The organism is Campylobacter sp. BCW_6466 (assembly GCF_001762835.1).
In the GTDB taxonomy this organism is placed as follows: domain Bacteria; phylum Campylobacterota; class Campylobacteria; order Campylobacterales; family Campylobacteraceae; genus Campylobacter_D; species Campylobacter_D jejuni.
In genome coordinates this window covers 1-2,676 of sequence record NZ_MJXO01000011.1, presented here as the reverse complement: position 1 = coordinate 2,676, position 2,676 = coordinate 1, and the positions used below count along the sequence as shown (strand labels likewise).

The 2,676-nt window shown below is 29.1% G+C and carries 7 protein-coding genes; all 7 read right to left on the bottom strand.

Features of this window, described 5'->3' with window-relative positions:
* Positions 1–44 precede the first annotated feature (44 nt).
* Positions 45–467 carry a YopX family protein gene (locus tag AJ887_RS00805; RefSeq protein WP_070284642.1) on the bottom strand — a complete coding sequence of 141 codons (423 nt, stop codon included), beginning with the start codon at positions 465–467 and terminating at the stop codon, positions 45–47.
* A complete protein-coding gene (locus tag AJ887_RS00800; protein ID WP_070284644.1) occupies positions 464–736 on the bottom strand; it encodes a hypothetical protein in 273 nt (90 codons plus the stop codon). The genes AJ887_RS00805 and AJ887_RS00800 overlap by 4 nt, the downstream gene beginning before the upstream one ends.
* 71 nt (positions 737–807) lie before the next feature.
* Positions 808–1,293: a host-nuclease inhibitor Gam family protein gene (locus AJ887_RS00795; protein WP_002872701.1), complete on the bottom strand. Its 486-nt coding sequence runs from the start codon at positions 1,291–1,293 to the stop codon at positions 808–810.
* A gap of 106 nt (positions 1,294–1,399) precedes the next feature.
* Positions 1,400–1,741: a DUF4406 domain-containing protein gene (locus tag AJ887_RS00790; protein ID WP_070284671.1), complete on the bottom strand. Its 342-nt coding sequence runs from the start codon at positions 1,739–1,741 to the stop codon at positions 1,400–1,402.
* Between the two features lie 73 nt (positions 1,742–1,814).
* Positions 1,815–2,246 carry an SA1788 family PVL leukocidin-associated protein gene (locus AJ887_RS00785; protein ID WP_002865075.1) on the bottom strand — a complete coding sequence of 144 codons (432 nt, stop codon included), beginning with the start codon at positions 2,244–2,246 and terminating at the stop codon, positions 1,815–1,817.
* Between the two features lie 56 nt (positions 2,247–2,302).
* A complete protein-coding gene (locus AJ887_RS00780; protein WP_057980536.1) occupies positions 2,303–2,488 on the bottom strand; it encodes a hypothetical protein in 186 nt (61 codons plus the stop codon).
* The gene (locus AJ887_RS00775) at positions 2,485–2,676 is read right to left on the bottom strand and encodes a sigma factor-like helix-turn-helix DNA-binding protein (protein ID WP_070284647.1); all 192 of its coding nucleotides are present in this window, start codon (positions 2,674–2,676) and stop codon (positions 2,485–2,487) included. Before AJ887_RS00775 ends, AJ887_RS00780 begins: the two co-directional genes overlap by 4 nt.

Genomic DNA, 2,676 nt, shown 5'->3' with positions numbered 1-2,676 from the left:
TTTTTTAACATATTTCATTTTTATGTTAAAATTTTTAATATTTTTTAACATTTCAAAAGTTCAGGATTATCGTGGATATTGCCGATGATTTCGGTATCATATCCTTCATCTTTAACTAAATAAATTAAAGAGCCTATGTAATCTCTACTTTTACTCTCAAGATAAAAAGTCCCTTCTTTATGAATGCCAACTTTTGCCAAAAAGCAATCGTATGGACTTTTAGTTTTAACGATATCCCCTTCATAAATCTTTTTGCCATGTTTATCATATAAACCAGTCCAAAGTTCGATTTCGATATCATCATACCAACTTTCAAGAAACTCGTGTTCTCTATCTTCATAAACAAGCAATACACCTGCTTTTATTTCTCCGGGATTATGATTAAACTCAACAAGGCATGGATTGTTTGTTATGTAATGTTTTTCTTGTATATTCCAAATCCTAAAATCAAAATCTTGTAGTTTCATTTGTTATCTCCATTTATGCTTTTTATAGTTTTTTGCCATTCCTCATCGCTTTTAAACTCATTATTAAGTTCTTTAAAAAGTTTAAGTGCTTCATCATTAGACAAATTAGAAAGAATAGTTCTTATTCTTTCTAATGGCTTGATATCCTTATGGATAATTCCAAAGAATTCCTCTTGCTCTTTTGTGCTTAAATCTTCAAAAAGTTTAGCCAAATCATGAGCGTAAAAATCTTCTAAATCACTCGCATCTATGCTTACATTGACATACATTTTTTATCCTTTTGTTTTAAATTAAGTTTTAAAAACTTAATCAAATCCGCCTTAGCGGACTTGTTAAATTCTTAATTTTGAATTTCTAAGCTTTCAATCTTTGGCTCTATTCTAAAATTATCCTTTACAACTCTTTTAAGTCCAAGCTTTACTAAAGTAGTATCATCAAGCTCTACAATGGCATCTTTATTAAGTTCTTCTTTGTAAATGATGCATTCATTAAGGTTGTAACTTTTAAAGGCTTTGATTAAGTTTTCTAGCTTTTCTTTCACACGTGGTAAAGATACACTTTTACTTAAGCGATAGCCAATCTTGCCAAAGGTAAATTCTTTAGATCTTTTTTCGGCAAATTCATGCTTGTTATTTTCACAAAAAGTAGTGATACATTGCTCTATGTATCCAAGCTCATCACTTAAAACCTTAATCTCTCCTGCACGAGCTTCTTTAATCTCATTGCAAGCTAAAGTTACTTCTCCATTAATCTTTTCTATTTTTACACTAAGTTCTGCCACTTTTTTAAGTGCTAAATTAACATCTTCAAAACTATTTATTTGCATTTAAATCTCCTTTAATTTATATTTTTTAATTTGATAATCCCAAAGAACTACGCCGTATCTTAAAAGTATTGCGTGTTTAGCTCTTTTCTTGATTATCCTTAAACCCTTATTGTAAGGGCAACTCCAAAACTAGCTCTTTAATGCCAAGCTTTTTAGCTAATGCTAATTCTTCTTGCATACCTTGTGAATATTTTGCATCTTTGTGTTTGCTAAGATAAATATAATCACACGCTTTTAAAAGCTCTAATCCCATTTGTAAAGCTTTGTCTCTGTGCTTGTTTTCATCCAAATAACTAAATTGTAGTATGGGTGAAACAGGCACAAAACCTTCACATTCACGCATAATTTTTAAGCATTCTTGCTGGGCTATGCTAATAGCTTGTGCTTTTCTTTGACTTTCTCTTATTGCTAAAGCTTTGTAAGGAGAGGCTACATAAACTAATGCCATTGTTAATCCTTTCTAATAAATTTAAGTTTTAAAAAACTTAATCAAATCCACCTTAGTAGATTTGTTAAATTTTCTAATACGCCTTAATTACTCCATTTTTATCTTGGTATAAATTATTTTGCAAGGCTAGATGATCAAGTTTTGAATATTTAAAATGCAAGTTAGCTTTTTTGCTCATATTTCCTAAATGTAAAACATTTCTACCAAATTTACTATGACTGTTTAGGCTAACTGCTTGTTTGTTTCTTCTGATATCATCGATAATAATATATTTAAAACGCTTGTCTCCTTTTGGAGTTTCTAAAATTTCTTTTAAGCTCCAACCTTTTTCTTTTCTTTTCACATAAAGCTTGTGAGTAATCCCATATTTATTACAAATTTCTATTTGTTCTTTTATGTTTAAACCAAGCTTATCTTTAAGTTTAAAATTTTTAGTATTTAATGGTGTATCTAAAGGCATTTTTCTTTTTTTTCTATCTTTAAAACAATAATAACTTAACTGCATTTTTCCCTTTCTAAATAAATTTAAGTTTTAAAAAACTTAATCAAAGTGCTTTTAATTTAAGCACTTTTGTTAAGCTTTTTACCCAAATGAAAACGAATGATTTTTTTTGCAATATAATCAGGATAAATTCCTTTTAAAACATCTACAAACACTCCACTTTGCTTGTAATAAATCCCTACGCCTCTTACTTCAAAAAGACTTCTACTATAATCAGCTTTCTCACCTTTAATCATTGGTATCATTTTTTCTCTCCTTGTATTAAGTTTTCTTTCTTTGCTTCTTCTTTTTTGATTAAGTCAATCGTTTCAAAGATAGCCATCCACTTGTCTTTATTTTTAGGACTCTTTAACTTTCTAAAAGCTTCAGTATAGATTTGATGAACGCGTGTCACGCTAAGATTAAGTTCTTTAGCTATCTCTTCAAAACTCAT